At 64.5% G+C, this 19,959-nt stretch carries 21 protein-coding genes; 16 read left to right on the top strand and 5 right to left on the bottom strand.

The window, feature by feature from the left end; genetic code table 11:
* The first annotated feature begins 5 nt into the window (after nucleotides 1-5).
* The 4 genes from PI87_RS17130 to PI87_RS17115 all read left to right on the top strand — a co-directional run bounded on the left by PI87_RS17130 (nucleotide 6) and on the right by PI87_RS17115 (nucleotide 3,375).
* Complete coding sequence (locus PI87_RS17130; RefSeq protein ID WP_039598931.1) at nucleotides 6-875, top strand: IclR family transcriptional regulator; 870 nt, start codon at nucleotides 6-8, stop codon at nucleotides 873-875.
* Nucleotides 841-1,953, top strand: coding sequence for a DUF3108 domain-containing protein (locus PI87_RS17125; protein WP_039598930.1), 1,113 nt, complete (start codon nucleotides 841-843; stop codon nucleotides 1,951-1,953). The genes PI87_RS17130 and PI87_RS17125 overlap by 35 nt, the downstream gene beginning before the upstream one ends.
* Nucleotides 1,954-1,955: 2 nt before the next feature.
* Complete coding sequence (locus PI87_RS17120; protein WP_039598929.1) at nucleotides 1,956-2,795, top strand: alpha/beta fold hydrolase; 840 nt, start codon at nucleotides 1,956-1,958, stop codon at nucleotides 2,793-2,795.
* Nucleotides 2,796-3,117: 322 nt separating this feature from the next.
* Entirely contained in the window at nucleotides 3,118-3,375 is a 258-nt protein-coding gene (locus tag PI87_RS17115; protein WP_021196257.1) for a BTH_I0359 family protein, read from the top strand.
* Nucleotides 3,376-3,491: 116 nt separating this feature from the next.
* Here the strand turns inward: PI87_RS17115 and PI87_RS17110 are convergent, their stop codons facing one another.
* Nucleotides 3,492-3,884, bottom strand: coding sequence for a rhodanese-like domain-containing protein (locus tag PI87_RS17110; protein WP_039598928.1), 393 nt, complete (start codon nucleotides 3,882-3,884; stop codon nucleotides 3,492-3,494).
* Between the two features lie 150 nt (nucleotides 3,885-4,034).
* Between PI87_RS17110 and PI87_RS17105 the strand changes: the two genes are divergently transcribed.
* From PI87_RS17105 to PI87_RS17080, 6 genes are all read left to right on the top strand, one after another.
* Entirely contained in the window at nucleotides 4,035-5,075 is a 1,041-nt protein-coding gene (locus PI87_RS17105; RefSeq protein WP_039598927.1) for a homocysteine S-methyltransferase family protein, read from the top strand.
* A gap of 50 nt (nucleotides 5,076-5,125) precedes the next feature.
* The gene (gene metH / locus PI87_RS17100) at nucleotides 5,126-7,843 is read left to right on the top strand and encodes a methionine synthase (RefSeq protein ID WP_039598926.1); all 2,718 of its coding nucleotides are present in this window, start codon (nucleotides 5,126-5,128) and stop codon (nucleotides 7,841-7,843) included.
* Nucleotides 7,844-8,082: 239 nt separating this feature from the next.
* Entirely contained in the window at nucleotides 8,083-8,508 is a 426-nt protein-coding gene (locus PI87_RS17095) for a hypothetical protein (protein WP_039598925.1), read from the top strand.
* A gap of 279 nt (nucleotides 8,509-8,787) precedes the next feature.
* Nucleotides 8,788-9,420 (top strand): response regulator, encoded by a 633-nt coding sequence (locus PI87_RS17090; RefSeq protein ID WP_039599179.1) that lies wholly within the window; start codon nucleotides 8,788-8,790, stop codon nucleotides 9,418-9,420.
* A 112-nt stretch (nucleotides 9,421-9,532) separates the two neighbouring features.
* Nucleotides 9,533-9,973 carry a response regulator gene (locus PI87_RS17085; RefSeq protein ID WP_039598924.1) on the top strand — a complete coding sequence of 147 codons (441 nt, stop codon included), beginning with the start codon at nucleotides 9,533-9,535 and terminating at the stop codon, nucleotides 9,971-9,973.
* Nucleotides 9,974-10,051: 78 nt separating this feature from the next.
* Nucleotides 10,052-10,192 (top strand): entericidin A/B family lipoprotein, encoded by a 141-nt coding sequence (locus PI87_RS17080; RefSeq protein WP_039598923.1) that lies wholly within the window; start codon nucleotides 10,052-10,054, stop codon nucleotides 10,190-10,192.
* A 78-nt stretch (nucleotides 10,193-10,270) separates the two neighbouring features.
* Here PI87_RS17080 and PI87_RS17075 read toward each other — a convergent pair whose 3' ends face one another.
* Nucleotides 10,271-11,719: a sensor histidine kinase gene (locus tag PI87_RS17075; RefSeq protein ID WP_039599178.1), complete on the bottom strand. Its 1,449-nt coding sequence runs from the start codon at nucleotides 11,717-11,719 to the stop codon at nucleotides 10,271-10,273.
* Nucleotides 11,720-12,062: 343 nt separating this feature from the next.
* On the opposite strand from PI87_RS17075, the gene PI87_RS17070 reads away from it, so the two are divergent.
* Complete coding sequence (locus PI87_RS17070) at nucleotides 12,063-12,491, top strand: DUF883 family protein (RefSeq protein ID WP_039598922.1); 429 nt, start codon at nucleotides 12,063-12,065, stop codon at nucleotides 12,489-12,491.
* Between the two features lie 174 nt (nucleotides 12,492-12,665).
* Here the strand turns inward: PI87_RS17070 and PI87_RS17065 are convergent, their stop codons facing one another.
* Entirely contained in the window at nucleotides 12,666-12,983 is a 318-nt protein-coding gene (locus tag PI87_RS17065) for a DUF1840 domain-containing protein (RefSeq protein ID WP_039598921.1), read from the bottom strand.
* A 176-nt stretch (nucleotides 12,984-13,159) separates the two neighbouring features.
* On the opposite strand from PI87_RS17065, the gene argS reads away from it, so the two are divergent.
* The 5 genes from argS (at nucleotide 13,160) to PI87_RS17040 (ending at nucleotide 18,296) form a co-directional block, all read left to right on the top strand.
* On the top strand, nucleotides 13,160-14,950 hold the full coding sequence (argS, locus tag PI87_RS17060) for an arginine--tRNA ligase (RefSeq protein WP_039598920.1): 1,791 nt from the start codon (nucleotides 13,160-13,162) through the stop codon (nucleotides 14,948-14,950).
* Between the two features lie 68 nt (nucleotides 14,951-15,018).
* The gene (locus PI87_RS17055) at nucleotides 15,019-15,750 is read left to right on the top strand and encodes an SPOR domain-containing protein (protein WP_039598919.1); all 732 of its coding nucleotides are present in this window, start codon (nucleotides 15,019-15,021) and stop codon (nucleotides 15,748-15,750) included.
* A gap of 134 nt (nucleotides 15,751-15,884) precedes the next feature.
* On the top strand, nucleotides 15,885-16,541 hold the full coding sequence (locus PI87_RS17050; RefSeq protein WP_039598918.1) for a thiol:disulfide interchange protein DsbA/DsbL: 657 nt from the start codon (nucleotides 15,885-15,887) through the stop codon (nucleotides 16,539-16,541).
* Nucleotides 16,542-16,656: 115 nt separating this feature from the next.
* A complete protein-coding gene (locus tag PI87_RS17045) occupies nucleotides 16,657-17,448 on the top strand; it encodes an SDR family oxidoreductase (protein ID WP_039598917.1) in 792 nt (263 codons plus the stop codon).
* Nucleotides 17,448-18,296: a helical backbone metal receptor gene (locus PI87_RS17040; RefSeq protein WP_039598916.1), complete on the top strand. Its 849-nt coding sequence runs from the start codon at nucleotides 17,448-17,450 to the stop codon at nucleotides 18,294-18,296. Before PI87_RS17045 ends, PI87_RS17040 begins: the two co-directional genes overlap by 1 nt.
* Nucleotides 18,297-18,379: 83 nt before the next feature.
* Here the strand turns inward: PI87_RS17040 and PI87_RS17035 are convergent, their stop codons facing one another.
* Together PI87_RS17035 and PI87_RS17030 are read right to left on the bottom strand one after the other, a co-directional pair.
* On the bottom strand, nucleotides 18,380-19,105 hold the full coding sequence (locus tag PI87_RS17035; RefSeq protein WP_039598915.1) for a DUF1120 domain-containing protein: 726 nt from the start codon (nucleotides 19,103-19,105) through the stop codon (nucleotides 18,380-18,382).
* Nucleotides 19,106-19,177: 72 nt separating this feature from the next.
* On the bottom strand, nucleotides 19,178-19,909 hold the full coding sequence (locus PI87_RS17030; RefSeq protein WP_039598914.1) for a DUF1120 domain-containing protein: 732 nt from the start codon (nucleotides 19,907-19,909) through the stop codon (nucleotides 19,178-19,180).
* Nucleotides 19,910-19,959: the final 50 nt, after the last annotated feature.

Here is a 19,959-nt window from a genome sequence, read left to right as displayed (position 1 = left end):
CGACCATGTCCACGCTGCCCACCGACGCTGATCTCGACCTGGAGACCGATGTTGACGGCGACATCGCGTCCGATGACTCACCCGCGCGCTCAGGCATCCAGTCCATCGAAGTCGGCTTCCGGCTGCTGGAGGTGCTCACGCATACCAACGGCCCGATGATGCTGCGCGATCTGGCGCGCGCCGCGCCCATGAACCCCGCCAAGGCGCACCGTTATCTGGTGAGCTTTGCGCGCCTCGGGCTGGTCACACAAACGCCCGACGGCCGTTACGACCTCGGCCCCTTCGCGCTGGAAATGGGGCTGGTGAGCCTGAACCGGCAAGACCCGATGCGCCGCGCCCGCCCGGCCGCCGCCGCCCTGCGCGATGAGATCGATCACACCATCGGCCTGGCCGTGTGGGGCAACCTGGGCCCGGCCATCGTTCACTGGGAAGAAGCCAGCCACCCCGTCACGGTCAGCCTGCGTCTGGGCGACGTGATGCCGATGCTCAACTCGGCCACCGGCCGCGTGTTCGGCGCCTACCTGCCGCGCGCGCAAACGCAACCTTTCATCCTGCGCGAGCTGGAACGCGCCGCCGCCAAGGCGGACGACAACCCCGAACTGCCGCGCACACTCACCGCCTACGACGCCCTGTGTGCCGACGTGCGCACGCATGGCGCCTCGCGCATCCACGGCGGCGTGCTGCCGGGCATCAACGCGATGTCGCTGCCGGTGTTCGACGCCAACGGCCAGTTGTGCCTTGTATTGATCGCCCTGGGCGCGCAGAGCACCTTCGACACCACGTGGAGCAGCCCGCTGGAGCGGCGCTTGCGGCAGGCCGCACAACAGCTCTCCGCCGACCTTGGATACGTTGCACCCCTTGCCCCGCAACCCTGAAGACCAGACGGCTACGCGCGTACGCCGCTGGCGCCGCTGGGGGCTGATCGCACTGGCGGTGCTGGTTGTGCACGGCATTGCCGTTGTATGGATCGCGCGCAGCCACCAGATGACGTGGCCGCCCGAACCGGAACAGATCGTCCCAACGTTGCTGCTGCAGCCGGAACCCGTCAAGCCACCGGTTCCGCCCGCCCCCAAGGCGCAGCCGAAACCCGCGCCGCCCAAGCCGCGCGGAGCACCACCCCAACCCGCTCCGGCTCCCGCGCAGGCAGCGGTGCCGGCGCCTGAGGACGCCGACACCCCGATGGGCGCCGCTGCGGGTGCCTCTGCAGACACCGGCATGATCCGCGACCTGGGCGGCGAAGGCATGGAAGGCAGCGCGCCGCCTGCCCCCGAAGCGCGCTTCTCGCCACCGCCCTCGGCCACGCTGCACTACGCCACCTACGTCAACGGTGTGCGCAATGAAGACGGGGTCATCCGCTGGACCACAGACGGCAAAACTTACACGCTGTCGGTCGAAATTCCGCTGCCGCTGTTCTTCGGATCACTCGCCTTCCGCAGCAACGGCGCGATCGATACATACGGCCTGACCCCGGCACGCTATGAAGAAGTGCGCGGGCGCCGACAACCTGATGTGACGACCTTCCACTACGCTGAAGCGGCACCCGCGTCCGGCGTACCGGGCGCGCCCACCATCACATTCACGCGCACGCCCAACGTACTGCCGCTGCCGGTGGGCACGCAAGATCGCTTCAGCGTATTCCTGCAACTGACTGGACTGGTGCGTGGCAACCCCGAGCGCTTCACCAGCCCAGGCCTGACGCTGGAAATCCCCATCGCCGATACCGATAGCGTGGAAGTCGCGCGCGTGCAGCATGTCGGCGAAGACACCATCGACACGCCCGAGGGCACAATCCGTGCACAGCACTTCATACGGCTGCCGCGCCGCGAAGGCGACCAGCGGCGCGTCGAGATCTGGCTGTCCGCCGAACGCGGCTGGCTGCCGGTACGCCTGCGCCAGACCGAGCCCAACGGCATGCAGTTCGAGCTCGTCTATCAGTCCGAGGAAGGGGGCTAACCATGAGTACCAACGCTGTCACCAGCTCCGGCACCGTGCACGCCAACGGCATCGACATCCACTACCGCATCGACGGCGCCGATGGCCCTTGGGTCATGCTCGCGCACGCGCTGGGCGTCGACCACCAACTGTGGGACGACATCGCCCAGCACCTTGCCGCGCGCCACCGCGTGCTGCGCTACGATGCGCGCGGCCACGGCAAGACCACCGCCCCGCACGGCGCCTACACGCTCTTCCAGATGGCCGACGATGCGGCCGGCCTGCTCGATGCGCTGTTGATTCCGCAGGTACATTTCATCGGGCTATCGATGGGCGGCATGGTCGCGCAGATCCTGGGCGTGCGGCATCCGCAGCGGCTGCTCTCGCTCACGCTGTGTGACACCGTGTGTGTCACGCCCGTGACGGCGCATGCGATGTGGGACGAGCGCATCGGCCAAGTGGAAGCGCACGGCATGGGCGGCATTGTCGAGCCCACGCTGCAGCGCTGGTTGACCACGCCTTACCGCGAAGCCCATCCCGATGTGGTCGAGCGCATCCGCACGCTGCTGCGCGCCACGCCACCACACGGTTACGTGGGCGCATGCCTCGCCATCAAGGCGCTCGACACACGCGGCGGGCTCGCACGCATCGCCTGTCCCACACTTGTCATGACGGGCGAGGAAGACGCCGGCGCGCCCGTGGAAGTGGCACGCGAAATGGCCTCGCGCATTCCCAACGCGCGCTTGAAAGTGATGCCGCGCGCAGCCCATCTCGCCCCCATCGAACAGGACGAGGCCTTCCTCGCCGATCTGGATGAATTCCTCGGGCATGCAGGGTGCGGCAGCCAATGTGACACGCCCTGAGGTGTCCTTGCCCTGCCGATAGTTGCAGGCGCCCCTCACATGGCCCGTCGTCTACCCATCGAATGGGGGAAGGCGGCTTGCACCATTCGATGCAGACATGGAAAGGTCTTGTTACGCGATAACAACGCGCGTCACACATTCCGCCTCGCGTTCGCGAACTTTCTGACCAATGATTAAGCCCAAGGAGTAGATGGGGCGAAACACGATCTGGAACGCGGGAAATGATCGGCCCTTGAAGTCAGGATCGCTAGCCCCATCTACCCGGTGCAGCAGTAGAGCAGTCCCAACAACAGCAAGACGATTGACGCCTCGGAGGTGCACCATGCAAATGATCTACAACAGCGACAACTACTGCGTTGTCGAGTTCGGTGTAGACGGCCAACACGCCATGCTTGCCGCAGGCGGCTACGAGATCGTCGACAAGAACCTCAAACGTGAAATCTTCCTCGGCGGCGAGCTTGCCGAGCATTTCCGCGAGGATGTGAAACGGCTGATCGCCAGTGAACCGACGGCAGAAGAAGTCGACGACTTCCTCGGCAAGTTCGACTCGGTGATGACGCAGCCCGTCACGATGCACTGAAGTCGATCAGCGCGGGCAGCAGGCCCGCCCGACGAACCCAGAAAAAACGCCCGGAGCTTGGTGCTGCCGGGCGTTTTTTCATGCGCAAACCAACTATCGCACCGATAGTTTTCGCCTCAGCACTGCTCCCAGGGCATGCCCGCATGCCGCCAGCCGTTGAGGGTGTTGCGATGGCGCGTGCCATCCAGATCGCCCTCGAACCCGTGACGCACGACACGGACATCACGGAACCCCGCTTCCTCCAGCGCATGGGCCGCCGCCGACGAGCGGTTGCCACTGCGACAGATCAGTACGATCGGGCGTTCGGTACCGTGGCCCGAGAGCTTGCGCACCGTCGACACGAACTCCGGGTTCACCTCCCAGTGCGGGCCGTCGTTCCACGACACGTGGTGCGAGCCGACCGGATGGCCGACAAACAGGTGTTCCATTTCGCTGCGGCAGTCAATGAAAAGCGCGGCGGGCGTGCGCTGCAGGAAGGTGTGAGCGTCGGTGGGATCGAGAAGTTGCATGGTGGCGATCAGAGTCAGGCGAATGGCGTGATGTGGATTATAGGAGCGCGATTGCCCACAACGGCGGCAAGTCATTGATGCGACTGGTAAAATTCGTCTTTGGCCGCAAATTTTGAATCGCCGACCGGCCGATGCACCTCGGAGTCCTCCATGACCGCGCCCCTGCCCTACACCCGTGCCGCCAACCTGCCCGCGCTGCTGCGCGAGCGCATCCTCGTCCTGGACGGCGCGATGGGCACCATGATCCAGCGCTACAAGCTGACCGAGGCGCAATACCGCGGCGAGCGCTTTGCCAACCACCCGATCGACGTGAAGGGCAATAACGAGCTGCTGCTGCTCACGCGCCCCGAGGTCATCCGCGAAATCCATGAGCAGTACCTGGCCGCCGGCGCGGATCTGATCGAAACCAACACCTTCGGCGCCACAACCATCGCGCAGGAAGACTACAAGATGGCGGACCTGGCCTACGAGATGAACGTCGTGGCCGCCCGCATCGCGCGTGAAGCCTGCGACAAGTACAGCACGCCGGACAAGCCCCGCTTCGTGGCCGGCGCCTTCGGCCCGACGCCCAAGACCGCCAGCATCTCGCCCGACGTGAACGACCCAGGCGCGCGCAACGTCAACTTCGACGCGCTGCGCGACGCGTATTACGAGCAAGGCAAGGCGCTGCTCGAAGGCGGCGCTGACGTGTTCCTAGTCGAGACCATCTTCGACACGCTCAACGCCAAGGCGGCGCTGTTCGCCATCGACCAGCTCTTCGAGGACACCGGCGAGCGTGTGCCCGTGATGATCTCCGGCACCGTGACCGACGCCTCGGGCCGCATCCTCTCGGGCCAGACGGTGGAAGCGTTCTGGAACAGCCTGCGCCACGCCAAACCGATTACCTTCGGCCTGAACTGCGCGCTGGGCGCCGCGCTGATGCGCCCGTACATTGCCGAGCTGGCGAAGATTTGCGACACCGCCGTCTCGTGCTACCCGAACGCCGGCTTGCCCAACCCGATGAGCGACACGGGCTTTGATGAAACGCCCGACGTCACCTCCAGCCTGGTCGATGAATTTGCCGCGGCCGGCCTGGTGAACCTGGTGGGCGGCTGCTGCGGCACCACGCCCGAGCACATCAAGGCGATTGCCGAGCGCGTGGCGCAACGCAAGCCGCGCGGCTGGCCCGGCCAGTACAAAGACGCCGCCTGAGCCCCGACACAACGCCTGCACCCTGCCGTCCCCCTTTGCATCAGAAGATCATGACCGACCACCCCATGCGCCTCTCCGGCCTCGAACCGTTCAACATCGGCGAGAGCACGCTGTTCGTCAACGTTGGTGAGCGCACCAACGTCACCGGGTCCAAGGCGTTCGCGCGCATGATCCTGAACAGCCAGTTCGACGAGGCATTGGCCGTGGCGCGCCAGCAGGTCGAGAACGGCGCGCAGGTCATCGACATCAACATGGACGAGGCGATGTTGGACTCGAAAGCGGCCATGGTGCGCTTTTTGAACCTGATCGCTTCCGAGCCGGACATCGCGCGCGTGCCGATCATGATCGACTCGTCCAAGTGGGACGTGATCGAGGCGGGCCTGAAGTGCGTGCAGGGCAAGGCGATCGTCAACTCGATCTCGCTCAAGGAAGGCGAAGAACAGTTCGCGCACCACGCCAAGCTGATCAAGCGCTACGGCGCCGCCGCCGTGGTGATGGCCTTCGATGAACAAGGCCAGGCCGACACGTTCCAGCGCAAAACCGAGATCTGCAAACGCAGCTATGACTTCCTGGTGAACCAGGTTGGCTTTGCGCCGGAAGACATCATCTTCGACCCAAACATCTTCGCGGTCGCGACCGGCATCGAAGAGCACAACAACTACGCCGTCGACTTCATCGAGGCGACGCGCTGGATCAAGCAGAACCTGCCGTACGCGAAGGTGAGCGGCGGCGTGTCGAACGTGTCGTTCTCGTTCCGCGGCAACGAGATGGTGCGCGAGGCGATCCACACCGTGTTCCTGTACTACGCCGTTGGCGCGGGCATGGACATGGGCATCGTCAACGCGGGCCAGCTCGGTGTGTACGAGAACCTCGACCCCGAGTTGCGCGACCGCGTGGAAGACGTGGTGCTCAACCGCCGCCCGGATGCCACCGACCGCCTGCTGGAAATTGCCGACAACTACAAGGGCGGCGGCACCAAGCGTGAAGAGAATCTCGCGTGGCGCCAGGAGCCGGTGGAAAAACGCCTGGCCCACGCGCTCGTACACGGCATCAACGATTACGTGGTCGAAGACACCGAAGAAGTCCGCCAGAAAATCTTTGCTGCCGGCGGTCGCCCGATCCAAGTGATCGAAGGCCCGCTGATGGACGGCATGAACGTCGTGGGCGACCTGTTCGGCGCCGGGAAGATGTTCCTGCCGCAGGTGGTGAAATCCGCCCGCGTGATGAAGCAGGCGGTGGCCCACCTGATTCCGTTCATCGAAGAAGAGAAGCGCCAGATTGCAGCCGCCGGTGGCGACGTGCGCTCGCGCGGCAAGATCGTCATCGCCACGGTCAAGGGCGACGTGCACGACATCGGCAAGAACATCGTCACCGTCGTGCTCCAGTGCAACAACTTTGAAGTCGTGAACATGGGCGTGATGGTCCCGTGCAACGAGATCCTGGCGAAGGCCAAGGTCGAGGGCGCGGACATCATCGGCCTGTCGGGCCTGATCACGCCGTCGCTCGAAGAGATGGCCTACGTGGCCTCGGAAATGCAGCGCGATGACTACTTCCGCGTGAAGAAGATTCCGCTGCTGATCGGCGGCGCCACGACGAGCCGCGTGCACACCGCCGTGAAGATCGCCCCGAATTACGAAGGCCCGGTCGTGTATGTGCCGGACGCTTCGCGCTCGGTGAGCGTGGCATCGAGCCTGCTGTCGGACGAAGGCGCCGCGCGCTACGTCGAAGAGCTGCATGCGGACTACGACCGCATACGCACCCAGCACGCCAACAAGAAGGCCACGCCGATGGTGTCGCTGGCCGCCGCGCGCGCCAACAAGACGAAGATCGACTGGTCGAACTACACGCCGCCCAAGCCGAAGTTCATCGGCCGCCGCGTGTTCCGCAACTACGATCTGGACGAGCTGTCGCAATACATCGACTGGGGCCCGTTCTTCCAGACGTGGGACCTGGCCGGCAAATTCCCCGACATCCTCAACGACGAGATCGTGGGCGAATCGGCCCGCAAGGTGTTCTCCGATGGCAAGAGCATGCTCGCGCGCCTGATCGCCGGGCGCTGGCTCACGGCCAACGGCGTGATCGCGCTGCTGCCAGCCAACACCGTCAACGACGACGACATTGAGATCTACACCGATGAATCGCGCTCGGAAGTCGCGCTCACCTGGCGCAACATTCGCCAGCAGAGCGAGCGCCCGATCATCGATGGCGTGATGCGCCCGAACCGCTGCCTGGCTGATTTCATTGCGCCCAAGGACACCGGCATTGCCGACTACATCGGCCTGTTTGCCGTCACCGGCGGCATCGGGGTGCAAAAGCGTGAAGCCGCTTTTGAAGCCGACAACGACGACTACAGCGCGATCATGCTCAAGGCACTGGCGGACCGCTTTGCCGAAGGCTTTGCAGAATGCCTGCACGCCCGCGTGCGCCGTGACCTGTGGGGCTATGCCGCGACGGAAACGCTCGACAACGACGCGCTCATCCGCGAAGAGTACAAGGGCATCCGCCCCGCACCCGGCTACCCGGCCTGCCCAGAGCACACCGTCAAGCGCGACATGTTCCGCGTACTCGACGCCAAGGAAATCGGCATGGACCTGACCGAAGCACTGGCGATGACGCCGGCCGCGTCCGTGTCGGGCTTCTACCTGTCGCACCCGGACAGCACGTACTTCACGCTGGGTAAGATCGGCCAGGATCAGGTGGACGATATGATCGCCCGCAGCGGTGAAGACCGTGCCTTTGTGGAGCGCGCTCTCGCCCCGAATCTCTGAATCTGTGACAAGACGTTTAGAACATGGCGAATCGTTCGCCATGTCTTACGACTGTGAAGCCTTGTCAGCGTTGGCTTTGGCGGCATTTCAAGAGGGGTGATGCTTTCATTACAAAGGCTTACACCCCCTAACAGTCGTAACTGGAAGAGCTCCCTAGACTGAACCCATTCGCTCAACACACAGAGCGATGCCGCGACGAATCCCTCGCGTGGCCGTTCAGAACGAAAGGAGTCTCCTCCATGAACAAGCTGCTGATCTCCCTGTCCGCCATCGCTATCGCTGCTGCTTCGGCTTACGCCAACGCACAAACCCCGTCGGCCGGCGCATCGCTGCAAACCAACGGCACGGCTGCCGTCGCCCCGGCGCAAGCTGCGGGCGGCGCCAACGCCGGTGTGGGCCTGAAGGCAGACACTGGCGCCAAGCTGGACACCGAGTCCGCCAAGCACCAACTGACCACCAAGGCCGAGCACGGCGCCAAGGCTGCACACGAGCACAAGGCCAAGGCTGAAGCGTCCGTCGACAAGACCGCAGACAAGGTCGGCAAGTCGGTCAGCAAGACTGAGAAGTCAGCCGACAAGACGGCGAAGGCTGCCAAGGCAGACGCTGCCGGCAGCACCAGCGTCGATGCCAGCGTGAACGCCGGCGCCGCCGCACAAAGCAAGTAAGCCAGCCTGACGTCGTGCCGGGCCGGACCCGGCACGCGATACCGAAGGCCATCACGGGGCGGGACCTACCGCCCCGTTTTCTTTTGGGCGCGCACCTGCATGTTGCGACTTCCGCACACCTGCGGGCGCCCATGGAATCCCCGACGAAATCGCCGGAGTCCGGCAATACAAGCGACTCCGGTTTCACGCTACAGTCCGATACAATTGCTGTCGTATCGAACCAACAAGCGCAGCGCGCACATCGGCATCCTGCCGGCCGTGCCGCCCACAAGGAGCAGCATGATTCGCGTCCTGATTGCGGACGACCATGAAATCGTCCGTGCCGGTCTTCGACAGTTCCTGTCCGAAGAGCGGGACATCGAAGTCGCGGGGGAAGCGGCAAGTGGGGAAGAGGTGATGGAGCAACTCCGCACCAACGCCTTCGACGTGGTCGTGCTCGACATCTCCATGCCCGATCGCAACGGCATCGATACGCTCAAGCTGGCGCGCCAACGCCACCCGGATCTGCCCGTGCTGATCCTGTCCACCTTTCCGGAAGACCAGTACGCGATCAACCTGATCCGCGCCGGTGCCTCGGGTTACCTGACCAAGGAAAGCGCGCCGGATGAGCTGGTGAAGGCCATCCGCACCGTGTCGCAGGGCCGTCGCTATGTAAGCCCGACGGTGGCCGAACTGCTGATCGGCGGCCTGGAAAAGCCAACCGACCAGCCCCTGCACCAGACGCTGTCCAAACGCGAGTTTCAGATTTTCTGCAAGCTCGCGCGCGGGCAATCGGTGTCGATCATCGCCGAAGAGCTGTTTTTGAGCGTCAAGACAGTCAGCACCTACCGCACCCGCATCCTGGAAAAGATGGGCATGAAGTCCAATGCCGATCTGACCTACTACGCCATCAAGAACGGCCTGGTGGAGTGATGCTCCCTGGGGCAAAAACCCTGGGCAGAAAACACCAATCGGCCGGAAACCCTGTTGGCATGTAGGACAACGCCTGATACCACCCAGGCGACCCGCTGGCTACCATCAACGCATGCTGGATCAAGCTGTCACCCTCTCCACCCGTGGCTTGCGCGTCCTCCTCATCGAGGACTCCCCCGTGCTTCGTGGCATGGTGCTGGAGTACCTCAAGGCGTCCGCTTTCGTAGCGGTTGTCGAATGGGCAGACACGGAAGATTTGGCACTGCGCCAACTGGCGCAAGGCCACTACGACGTCGTGATCGTCGATCTGCAATTGCGCCAGGGGAATGGTTTCAAAGTCCTCCAAACGTTGCGCGATCAAGCATCGCCCAGCGTGCGCATCGTCTACACCAACCACGCGCAGGTGCCGACCTACCGGCAGCGTTGCTTTGAAGCCGGCGCCAACTACTTCTTCGACAAGTCGCTCGAACTCGACAAGGTGTTCGAGGTGATCGAAGAACGCGCAGGCCTGGCACGCCCCCGCCAGCAGACCGTGCACCATCCGCACGCCTGAGACCTGCCCACCTGTGGCCGCCATGCTGCGGAACCTGACATCGCCCACATTGCTTTCGACCCCCACAAGGAGCGTTTCATGAAGACCCTGTGTGCCGCATTTGCGTTGATGTGCGTCTTCCTTGCCGGCTGCAACACCATGGCAGGTGCCGGCAAGGACCTCCAGAACGGCGGCCAGAAACTGGAAAACGCGGCCGACGACGCCAAGCAGAAGATGTAAGCGCAGCGCTGTAAGGCGCGCATGAAAAAAGCCCCTTAACCTGGTTAAGGGGCTTTTGCTTTTCTGCGCTCCGGCCTTTCAGACCAGCGCGCCGCCCTCGCCCGAGCCCGGCGCCACACCACCGGGCAGTGTGTGCGGACCCGCAGGCCCGCTGCCGCTGACGCCCTCGCGATAGAACACCGCGTCGGTGGCCGGCAACTCGGCGATGATGGTCACACCGCCGCCGGGCTGCGAATCGATGGTCAACGTGCCGCCCAGCGCAATGGCGCGCTGTTCCATGCCCAGCAAGCCGTGATGGCCCACCATGCGGCGACGTTCGATATCAGCCGGGAAGCCGCGGCCGTTGTCACGCACGCGCAAGCGCACGCCCTCTTCGCTCGCATCCAGCGCCACGGACACCGTCGTCGCATGCGCGTACTTCGAGGCGTTGGTGAGCGACTCTTGCACGATGCGATACAGCGCAATCGCCGCATCGTCGGTGAGCTTGTGCATCTCATCCGGCAGGCTGACCTCGGTGTGCCAGCCGTTGCGCACGCCAACGTCCTCGGTCAGTTGCGAGAGCGCTTCCACCAAGCCGAGGTTGAGCAGAATGGTCGGGCGCAAATCTTCGATCAGGCGGCGTTTGATCTGGATGCCCTGATCCACATGCGACATCACGCGCGTAATCTTTTCACCCACAGCCGGCTCGGTCGAGGTGAGTCGTGAACGCAGCCAGTGCAAGTCCATCTTGGTAGCGGTCAGGATCGCGCCCAGTTCGTCGTGCAGCTCGCGTGCGAGGCGCGTTTTCTCGTCTTCGGTCACGCGCTGCAAGTGGGCAGCCAGATCGGACAGCTGACGCGTGCGTTCACGCACCATGCGGTCGAGCTTCTGGCTTTCTTCTTCAAGCAGATCGCGCTCCTGTTCGGTGGCGGCAAGGCGCTTGGCGTGCTGCATGCCCAGCACCACCAGCAGGATGATGTTGACCGCCGTGATGAGCGCGATGCCATAGCGCGAGAGCGCCAGATCGCGCTCGGCGTGTTCGAGGCTGCGGGCCACGGTGCCGATCTCGCGCTGGCGCAGGCGGTCCAGGCCCTGCCGCACGGCTTCCATCGAGGCCTTGCCGAAATCGGTGCGCACGAGGTCGAGCGCCACCTCCAAGTCACGCTTGCCATAGATGAGTGTGAGCTCCATCTCGGTGAGCTTGCGGCTGACCTGCAGCGCAGTCTCCGAGAACAGCTTGAGCGCTTCCGGATCGTTGGCGTAGTGGTCGCGGATCTCCGCTATCAATGCGTGGATGTGCGGAATCGCCTTGTTGTACGGGTCGAGGTATTCGTCCTTGCCCGTGAGCAGGAAGCCGCGCTGGCCGGCCTCGGCGTTGACGAGTTCGGCGAGCAGTTCATTGATGGCGGTTTCTGCCTGCTGCGACTGGATCACCTGCCGATAACCCTGGCTCAGGCGGATGTTGCCCGTCTCCGAGGCAATCAGCACGCCCAGCGTCAGCAGAATGCCGCCGGCGAGCAGCAGGGTGGAGCGCAAGGATGACCGCATGGCATGCAGACCCATTTGAAACGCATGAAACGCATCCGGCCGCCCGACGCGGCGCACGTTGCGTGTGTTTTTTTATGGCAATACCCATCATACCCCGTGGGCGGGCCGGGTGACACCTGGGGCGCACCCGCCTTGGCATCCCGTGCGCTGAGGACTACGCCCCCCGGGAATCCCGCGCTGGCGCAATGCAGCACGCGGCACATCCCCGTGCGATGGGCGCGGCTGCGGCCCATGTTTTGCTAGTCCGTTGATAGCCGGCTTGTCTGCATGCCGACCGAAATCACAGCCAACCACTGCGCCGCCGGCCAGCCCCTTCCCGCGGCGCCAAGATGAGGACTTCGCCATGTCGCTCTTTGCCGGCCAACGCATCCGCAACCGATTCGAAGACGTCAACGAGCACGCGCGCCGCGCACTCAACGGCGCCAGCGCAGCCGTCAATCACGCGCGCCATGCCGCGCGCCCTGCCGTGGAAGATGTACAGAGCCTGCTGCACTCGCTGGAAGGCGCCATCGAAGCCCTTGCCGACGAAGGCAGCGCCGAAGCGCGCCACGCCCGCCGCACACTGCTGGCGCATGCCGACCAATTGCGCCAGTCCGCCAATGAGCGCGCACACCTCGCCCGCAGACGCGTGGGCTGGGCGCTCAACCGCACGCAGGAAACCATCAGCGCGGCGCCGCTCAAGTCAGTTGGGGTGGCGGTGGCGATTGGCGCGGCCATCGGCTTGGTCGTCGCGCTGGCAGGCAGCGGCAGCCGTCGCGCAGAAGAGGAATGACCCGATAGCGCTTGCCGGGGTGGCCATCGGCGAGGACTCTACAGGCACTTTACGGAGGAGCCAGGGCCCGCAAGCGCCAGCCCCATGTTCAGCATCCCCCGCTACCGGCCCCTGTGGCCGGATGCCCGGACCAACCCGTTTGGCGGCCGGGCTTTTTTTTGGGGTGAATTCCGTTCAAACGCCCCAGAGCACATTGGCCTTTTCGACCAGCGATTCCTCCAGCATGTGCAGCAGCGGGTAAGCGCGCTGGCCGATATGCGGCGGCTCTTCCTCGCTGTCGTCGTCTTTGACGGTCAATTCGGCAACCTTGATATGCGCCTGGTGCGTATCGTCCTTGATGGCCAGCTTCAGACGGTCGATGGCGTGGGGCATCTCTTCCGGCGTAATGACGCCGCGTTCGCCCAGCGTCTTGCCGATCACGCCCAGCAGCACCATGGCGAGATCCTTCTGCATGGAGAACTTTTGCGAAGCGTGCGAAGTAAAAGTGATCATGATTTCGTGGTTTCCCTGAGTTGGGTGGGGGCCGCAGATTGCCACGGGGCGGACTGGATACCTCTAGGACCGTGGCGCACCTGATAAAATTTCGTACTTTTCCCCGAACAACGCAACTGGCGGCGCCGGAACTGGATTTCAATCGGTTTCAGCACTGTCGGCGTCATGGTTTCTTTATGCTGCCCTCCCACAAACAGACGATCGCCCAATTGTTGTCCGACGCCGTCGGCACCCTGCTGCCCGAGGGCCACGCCCGACCGGAGATCGTCCTGGAGCGCCCCAAGCAGGCCGCGCACGGCGACATCGCCTGCAACGTCGCGCTGCAGCTCGCCAAGCCGCTGGGCACCAACCCGCGCGAACTGGCCGGCAAGATCGCCGACGCCATCCGCGCCGATGCCCGCGGCCAGCGCCAGGTCTCCGCCGTGGAAATCGCCGGCCCCGGCTTCATCAACCTGCGCCTGTCGGCCGCCGCGCGTGCTGACGTGATTGGCGCCGTGTTTGCCGAGGGCGACCGGTTTGGTGCCGCCAACACCCATGACGGCGCGCCGGTGCTGGTGGAGTTCGTCTCGGCCAACCCGACCGGCCCGCTGCACGTTGGCCACGGCCGCCAGGCCGCGCTGGGCGATGCGCTGGCGAGCCTGCTCGACTGGCAAGGCCACAAAGTCCACCGCGAGTTCTACTACAACGATGCCGGCGTGCAGATCCACAACCTGGCCGTCTCTGTCCAGGCGCGTGCGCGCGGCTTCAAGCCCGGCGACGCCAACTGGCCCGAAGCCGCCTACAACGGCGACTACATCGCCGACATCGCCGCCGATTACCTGGCCGGCAAGACCGTACGCGCCTCCGATGGCGAGCCTGTGACGGGCGAGCGCGATGTGGAAAACATCGAAGCCATCCGCCGCTTTGCCGTCACGTACCTGCGCAACGAGCAGGACATCGACTTGCAGGCCTTCGGCGTAAAGTTCGACCGCTACTACCTGGAGTCGTCCCTCTACACCGAGGGCAAGGTGCAGCAGACGGTGGACGCGCTCATCGCCGCCGGCAAGACCTACGAACAGGAAGGCGCGCTGTGGCTGCGCACGACCGATGACGGCGACGACAAGGACCGCGTCATGCGCAAGTCCGACGGCGCCTACACCTACTTCGTGCCGGACGTGGCCTACCACACCACCAAGTGGGGCCGCGGTTTCACGCAGGTCATCAACGTGCAGGGCAGCGACCACCACGGCACCATCGCCCGCGTGCGCGCCGGCCTGCAGGGCCTCTCCATCGGCATCCCCAAGGGCTACCCCGACTACGTCCTGCACAAGATGGTCACGGTGATGAAGGACGGCGCCGAGGTGAAGATCTCCAAGCGCGCCGGTTCATACGTGACCGTGCGCGACCTGATCGAATGGTCCAACGGCGACGCCGAATCGGAATCCGGCGTCGACACCATCCGCACCTGCGTGGAAACCGGCGAGGCCAACTGGCCGTCGCACTTCACGCGCGGGCGGGACGCTGTGCGCTTCTTCCTGCTGTCGCGCAAGGCCGATACCGAATTCGTCTTCGACGTGGACCTCGCGCTCAAGCAGAACGACGAGAACCCGGTGTACTACGTGCAGTACGCCCACGCGCGCATCTGCTCGGTGTTCGAGCGCGCTGGCGTCGACGCCGCCTCGCTCACCAGCACTGATCTGGCGGCGGTCACTGGTCCAGACGTCAGCCCGCAGGCAACGGCCCTCGTGCAGCGTCTGGCGGCCTTCCCCGACATGCTGGCCGATGCCGCACGCGAACTGGCCCCGCATGCCGTGGCCTTCTACCTGCGCGACTTGGCCGGCGACTTCCACGCGTTCTACAACGCCGATCGCGTGCTGGTCGACGACGAAGCCGTCAAGCGTGCCCGCCTGGCACTGCTGGCCGCCACGCGCCAGGTACTGCGCAACGGGCTGGCGGTGATTGGTGTCTCCGCTCCTCAAAAGATGTAAAGCCCCGGCGACAACCGCAGTGACGACATACGGCGCTCTTATAATCGGGCGCTTCTAGAAGGATCGACATGGCACGTAATACGCAATCTTCCCGTGCCCGCTCGCAACGGGGCGGCACGTTTCTGGGTCTGGTGCTTGGCTTGATCGTCGGTTTGGCGATCGCCGTGGTGGTGGCGGTGTACATCACCAAGGCGCCGGTGCCGTTCGTGTCACGCAACGGCGCACAGCCCAAGCCGAGCGAACCGGGCACCGTGGTCAACCCGCTGCCGACGCCCGCACCGGCGGCTCCGCAGGCCAGCGCGCCGGCAGCCGCCGATCCGAACACCCCGCTGTGGAGCCGCGTGCCGGCCAAGCCGGTCGACCAGGTGCCTGAGCCGAACGCCCCGGCGCCGGGCACCACCACCCGCCCGACCGAACCCGGCGCGACCACGCAGCCGGCCAGCACGCCTGCCGCCCGCCCGCCGAAGCCGGCTACCCCGCCCACACCGCCAGCCACGGCCTCGAACGAGAAGCCGGTGGCCGACCCGATTGCCGAGATCGCTCGCCAGGATGCCGCGAAGACGGGCTATTTCCTGCAAGTAGGCGCTTACAAATCGTCCGACGATGCCGAGCGCCAAAAGGGCAACCTCGCCATGCAGGGCTTTGAGGCCAAGGTGACGCAGCGCGAAGTGAACGGCGCTACGATGTTCCGCGTGCGCATGGGCCCGTACAACTCGCTGGACGAGATGACCGCCGTGCGCAGCCGCCTGCAGGCTTCGGGCGTGGAGTCGTCGGTCATCCGCTTCGCCCGTCAGCAGTGACATGAAAACACGCGGCCCGCTTGAACCCGGCGGGCTGTGATCTGTCAGAAACCTGAGACTCAGTTACGCTGGCAGCCGCGTTGGTTGCACAGACTCCGATTTCGCTGGTTTTCCGCCTATTTCGTCCAATTGCCATGAAAAAACTCGCTGCTTTCCTGATCGCCCTCGCTACCGGCGCTGGCTTCCTGATGACTGCACCGGCCCAGGCCGCGCCCACCGCCGGCAAGGAATACAAAGTGCTGCAATCGCCGCAGCCGGTGCCCGCGGGCAAGATCGAAGTGACGGAGTTCTTCTGGTACGGCTGCCCGCACTGCTACGACTTTGAAAACACCTGGACGGCGTGGGTCGCCAAGCAAGGCAAGGATGTGGTGGTCAAGCGCGTGCCGGTGGCCTTCAACGCCAAGCTGGAACCGCATACCCGCATCTATTACACACTGGAAGCGCTGGGCAAGCTCGACGCCAAGGACGCCAGCGGCCGCACGCTGCACGACCGCGTGTTCGACCAACTGCACAAGAACTACCGCTCGATGTCGGAGCTGGATGACATTGCCAAGTTCATGGCCGCCAACGGCGTCGACGAGAAGCAGTTCCGCGACACCTACAACTCGTTCAGCGTGAACGCTAATACCAAACGCGCCGTGCAACTGGCCGATCAGTACAAGATCGAAGGTGTGCCGACCGTCGTGGTGCAAGGCAAGTACACCACGTCGCCGGCCGATGCAGGCAGCAACGTGGGCGCCGCCCAGACGCTCGACTACATCGTCCAGCAGGTGCGCGACCGCAAGATGTGATGGATCACCACGCCTGGGGCCTGACCCTGGGTGTGATACCGCCACCAGCGCCCGCCTCCGTGCGGGCGTTTTTTGTGCCGACTTTCCCTGCTCCTCCTTCGACAGGACACCCGACATGAGTCAAACCGTCTTCATCACCGGCGCTTCCAGCGGCATCGGCCAGGCACTGGCGCGGCAGTACGCCGCCCAGGGCGCCACGCTGGGGCTGGTCGCACGGCGCGTCGACGTGATCAACGACTTCGTGCAGACCTTGGCCGCAGGCGCGCGCGCGCATTGCTACGCCGCCGACGTGTGCAGCGCCGAGTCGATGCGTGCCGCCGCTGAAGCCTTCATCGCTGCGGCTGGCGTGCCCGACGTGGTCATCGCCAACGCCGGCATTTCGGAAGGCACCGACCTGAGCGAACCGGGCGATCTGGCGGCGTTTTCCCGCGTGATGGACACCAACTGGATGGGCACGCTCAACACCTTCCAGCCCTTCGTTGAACCGATGCTCGCACGGGCCAAACCCGGCACGTCGGGCGGCACGCTGGTCGGCATTGCCAGCGTGGCAGGCGTGCGTGGGCTGCCGGGTGCGGCGGCATACAGCGCCTCCAAATCGGCGGTGATCAAGCTGATGGAGAGCCTGCGCGTGGAGTTCGGCCCGCGTGGTTTGCGCGTCGTCACCATCGCCCCCGGCTACATCCGCACGCCGATGACCGCGCACAATCCGTATCCGATGCCCTTCCTGATGCCGGTGGACGTGTTCGCACAGAAGGCCGTGGAGGCGATCCATCGCGGCGTGCGCTTTACCGTGCTGCCGTGGCAGATGGGTATCGTGGCCAAGCTGCTGCACGTGCTGCCGCGCTGGCTGTATGACTTTGCCTTTGCGCGCGCCCCGCGCAAGCCCCGCAAACCTGAGAATTCCTGATGATGTTTACCGACGCGCTTGGCAACGCGCACGCCCCCGTCAGCACCACGCCGCGCATTGCCAGCCTGGTGCCGTCCATTACCGACCTGCTGTTCTCGCTCGACTTGGGCGAGCAGCTTGTTGCCCGCACCGGCTTCTGCATCCACCCGCGCGAGGCCGTGCGCAACGTGCCCAAGGTGGGCGGTACCAAGACGGTCAAGCTCGACAAGCTGCGCGAGCTGGCGCCCACGCACGTCATCGTCAACATTGACGAGAACACGCGCCCGACCGTCGACAAGCTGCGCGAGTTCATCCCCAACATCATCGTCACGCACCCGTGCGCGCCGGAAGACAACCTCGCGCTGTACCAGTTGCTGGGGGGTATCTTTCGCCGCGAGGCACAGGCGCAGACGCTGGCCGACGCGCTCACGCAAGAGCTGGATGCCCTGCGTGGCCGCCACTTCCTGCCGCATCGCGTGCTGTACGCTATCTGGCAAGACCCGTGGATGACGGTGTCGCGCGACACGTATATCTCGCGCATGCTCAAGCTCATCAACTGCCACACGTGGCCCGAAGACCCGGCGCCCGTGCAATGCGGTACGGAGAAGAGCGGTGACTGCGCCCGGCCCAATCGCCCCGACACGCGCTACCCCACCTTCCGCTGGAGCGATGACGTCGTGCGCAACATCGATTGCGTGCTGCTCTCCACCGAGCCCTACAGCTTTACCGAAGAGCACGCCGACGCGCTGGAAAAGCAGATCGGCAAGCCGGTCTATCTGGTGGATGGCGAAATGGTGTCGTGGTACGGCAGCCGCGCGATCGAAGGCGTGCGCTATCTTGGGCAACACCTGGCGCGCGAACTGCGCTGAAACGCTAACGCGCCATGCCCATAAAAAAACCGCCTTCTTGTGGAAGGCGGTTTTAGCGACCCAGCGTCGAACGCTGATATCGGTTACTCGTACTTCACGGTGAACACGGCCTCACCTTGGAGCTTGATCTCGTCAGCCTGTTGCAACTCCGAAGGCTTGTTGACAGCGGCACGCAAACGCATCGGGAAGCGGACCGTTTGTGCCGCGACCGGACCATTGGCCATGTCTGGCGCACGGTTCGTTGCATACGTCGCGCCATCGGCCCCATAGAAGTTCGTACGCTCCCAGCCGCTGGTGCCGTCTTGGCTACGAATCGCAGCCGAGGTCGCAGTCCCAATTTGGGCCGAACCTGCCGCCAGGGTTTCGAGCGAGTACGCGCCCAGGTTGATCGTTTTGCCGTTTACCGTGACGGTTCCGAGGCCGAACACTTGGTTGGCGTCGGGGGCAGTGGGGCTAATGGTCTTCAGCAAGTCGCGCAGGCCCGCATCAGTCACGGCAGAACCGGCCAGGCCATCCAGCACCGTAAAGCTGACCTTCCGGTTCGCCGGGCACTGTACGACCATGCTCATTGCGCTACCGGTATCGCCCACCACGCGGTAGTCGTCGCCAGCTTGCGACGAGGCAGGCTGAATCGCGCCGAAATTTGCGGCGCTATTGCCGTCCACGTTGACCGTGCACGGCGTGGGAATGATGGTGCCGGTAATGCTCAGATCGGCCGTCTGTTGTGCAAACGCCGACGAAGCGGCCACGGCCAGCAAACCACCCATGGCGGCAGTGGCAAGCACTTTCGGCAGATGTTGAATTGACATAGCGTTCTTTCTCAAATGCGATGAGTGACAGGCAGGCGGCGGCACGCCACCTGCGCTTCAGTCCGTATCGGCTTACTGGTACGCCACCGTGAAGGTGGCCGAGCCGTTCAGCTTCACTTCGTCGCCCAGCGGCAGAACGGTGGTGTTGTTCAGCGCGGCGTCAATCGTCAGCGGGAAGTTGAAGGTGCGCGCGGCCACGGGCGTGGGGCTCGCTCCCAGTGAACCGGCGGTGTAGTACTCGCCACCATTGCCGATCATCAGCACAGGCGCAGCCGAAGCCGCCCACGCCGACTTGTCAGCGGACGACAGCACGGCCGGCTGTTGAACCGAGGTGCCGCCATAGGTGGTCACGACCGATGCCGGGCTCATCTTGATCGTGTAGGAGCCGATGTTGACGGGGCCGGAGGGACCATCGACGGACCCCAGGCCAAACAGATTGTTGAGGCCCACGGTGGAGCCCAGGGCGACTCGGATCGTGGGGTCTTGGATCGCGCTAGCAGCGCGGTTGTCCTGCACGCTCACGAAGGCGTTGGTGTTGGCGCCGCAAACCACTTGCAGCGTCTTATCTTGCGACTGCCCAATCTTGCGGAAGGTGTTGGCCGACAGGCTGGTGCTGGCGATGTTTCCGAAGTCAATGGTGTCGCCACCAACAAAGGTGACGTCGCACGCAGCGGGGGCCAGCGTGCCGGTCACATTCAGCGTGGACGTGAGCGTGCCCGAGCTTTGGGCAGCGGCCGATTGTGCAAAAGCGAGGCCCAGGGCAGCCAGTGCGGCGGTCGTGGCGATGGTGCGAATGGTTTTCATGATGTCCTCAAAGGGTGATGCACGGCATTGCCGAGCATCACGAGCGCTTA

This window comes from Ralstonia sp. A12, assembly GCF_000801955.1.
GTDB lineage: Bacteria > Pseudomonadota > Gammaproteobacteria > Burkholderiales > Burkholderiaceae > Ralstonia.
This window is presented reverse-complemented; position numbering and strand designations above follow the sequence as displayed.